Consider the following 2,131-nt stretch of genomic DNA (forward strand, 5'->3'; position numbering starts at 1 on the left):
GCGTACTCCGCCGCGATCGACGGGCTGGCGATCGGGCAGGACGCCGGGTCGTGCGGCGCCGTGGTGCAGCGTGCCGCCGGCGGCGTCGAGGACGAGCACCGAGCAGCGGCTGTCCGGGATCAGCTCCTCGAGGGCGAGCGTCACGGCGTCGAGCACCTCGCCGCGTCCGGCCCCGCCCGCCAGCAGCTCCAGCACCCGGTGCTGGCGGTCGAGCAGGTCCGCGGCGTCGGCGGTGTCGAGGGTCTCGTGCGCGCGGCCGGTCACGGGTCGAGCTGGTAGCCGACGCCGCGCATCGTGCGGATGCGAGGGCGGGCCGCCGGGTCGAGGCCGAGCTTGGCGCGCAGCCGGTGGACGTGCTCGGTCACCGTCGCCTCCCCCTGCCAGCCCTCGCTGCACCACACCTGTCCGAGCAACTGGGCCCGGCTGAAGACCTGGCGCGGGTGGGCGACGAGGAAGGCCAGCAGGTCGAACTCCCGTGCGGTCAGCTCGACGGGGGCGCCGTCGACGGTGATCTCGCGGGCCGCCGCGTCGAGCGCCAGCCGCCCGCACACCACCGGGGGCCCGGCCGCCGTCGTGGGCCGTGCGCGGCGCAGCACGGAACGGACCCGGGCGGCCAGTTCGCCCGGGGAGAACGGCTTGACCAGGTAGTCGTCGGCGCCGAGGTCGAGCCCGACGATGCGGTCGGTCTCCCCGCTGCGCCCCGAGAGCACGATCACCGGCAGGGCCTCGGTGACGGGCGCGCCGCGGACCCGGCGCAGCACGTCCAGGCCGCCGAGACCGGGCATCGAGAGGTCGAGCACGACGAGGTCGGGAGGCTCGGTGCCGATCGCGGCGAGGGCCTCGTCGCCGTCACCGGCCTGGGCGACGGTGAACCCGTCGGACTCCAGCTGCCAGGACGCGAGCGTGCGCACGGCCTCGTCGTCGTCGACGACGAGCACCCGCGGTGTGCTCGGGTCCACGGCGACCCCCTCCCGGTCCGTCGGGGTGGATCGTGCCCATCCCGTGACCCGGCCCACAAGAGCGCCCGCCGAGGGGCCCGCTCCGTTGTGCGTCCGTTGAGGAATCGTTGTCGAGCCTGTGAGGTGGGTCACCCAGGGTGGGTCCTGGCCGCCGCGTCGCCGACCCCGGGAGACACCCCGTCATGAAGCTCGCCCTCTACCTGCCGAACTTCCGCACGCAGATCACCGTCAAGGAGCTCGAGGACCTCACCGAGCTCGCCGAGGAGCTCGAGTTCGACTCCGTCTGGACGCTCGACCGGATCGTCGTCCCGGAGGCGTCCGACCGGGAGCAGCTGCAGTACTCGTTCGGGATGATGGACGGGCTGCCCAACGCGCTGCCCGTGGCCTCCACGGGCAACTGGCTCCAGGGCTTCCCGCTCATCCCGTGGCTCGCGGCGAAGACCTCGAAGGTCCGCATCGGGATGAGCATCATCGACACGCCGTTCCGCTCGCCCGGCGTCCTCGCGGCGGAGCTGGCGACGATCGACCACCTGTCGAACGGCCGGCTCAACGTCGGGGTCGGGTCCGGGTGGATGCCCGAGGAGTTCGCCGCCGCCAGCGCGTCCCACATCTTCCCGAAGCGCCACAAGCACGTCCGCGAGTCGATCGAGATCATGCAGGGCATCTGGGCCAACGAGCACTTCGAGTACCACGGCGAGTTCGCCGACTTCGACCTGTGCGGGTTCGGCGCGAAGCCACTCCAGCAGCCGCGGCCGCCGATCTTCATGAGCGGGCTCAAGGACCCCCTGCGCTCGGCGAAGCGCATCACCAAGTACGACCTCGACGGGTGGATCGGCATCCAGGACTCGCCGGAGGGTCTCGCGAAGTGGCTCACCGCGATCGACCAGCAGTTCGAGGAGATCGGGAGCCCGAAGCGGTCGAAGGACCTCGAGATCTGCAGCATGATCTGGACGGTCATCACCGACGAGGAGGTCGACCAGACCGTCAACGGCGTCGCGTCCAACCTGCTGGTCGGCACGGAGAAGCAGCTGACCGACCGGCTCAAGGCCTACCGGGAGGCGGGCATGACGATGCCGCTGATCTGGCCGCCGTTCACGGACGTGCCCACCTCGAAGACGATGGACGACCTGAAGCGGATCAAGAACGACATCATGCCGAAGGTGGAGGCCGTC

At 71.5% G+C, this 2,131-nt stretch carries 2 protein-coding genes and 1 pseudogene; 1 reads left to right on the forward strand and 2 read right to left on the reverse strand.

All coding sequences use genetic code 11. The features are described from left to right. Positions 1–264 (reverse strand): annotated as a pseudogene (locus AC0CYZ_RS24560) (hypothetical protein); the annotation flags it as partial. After that, positions 261–959 (reverse strand): response regulator, encoded by a 699-nt coding sequence (locus tag AC0CYZ_RS24565; RefSeq protein ID WP_472220210.1) that lies wholly within the window; start codon positions 957–959, stop codon positions 261–263. The pseudogene AC0CYZ_RS24560 and the gene AC0CYZ_RS24565, both read right to left, overlap by 4 nt. 182 nt (positions 960–1,141) lie before the next feature. Between AC0CYZ_RS24565 and AC0CYZ_RS24570 the strand changes: the two genes are divergently transcribed. After that, the coding region (locus AC0CYZ_RS24570) for an LLM class flavin-dependent oxidoreductase (protein ID WP_472220212.1) at positions 1,142–2,131 on the forward strand (990 nt) is incomplete at its 3' end.

It is taken from the genome of Actinomycetospora sp., assembly GCF_055612215.1.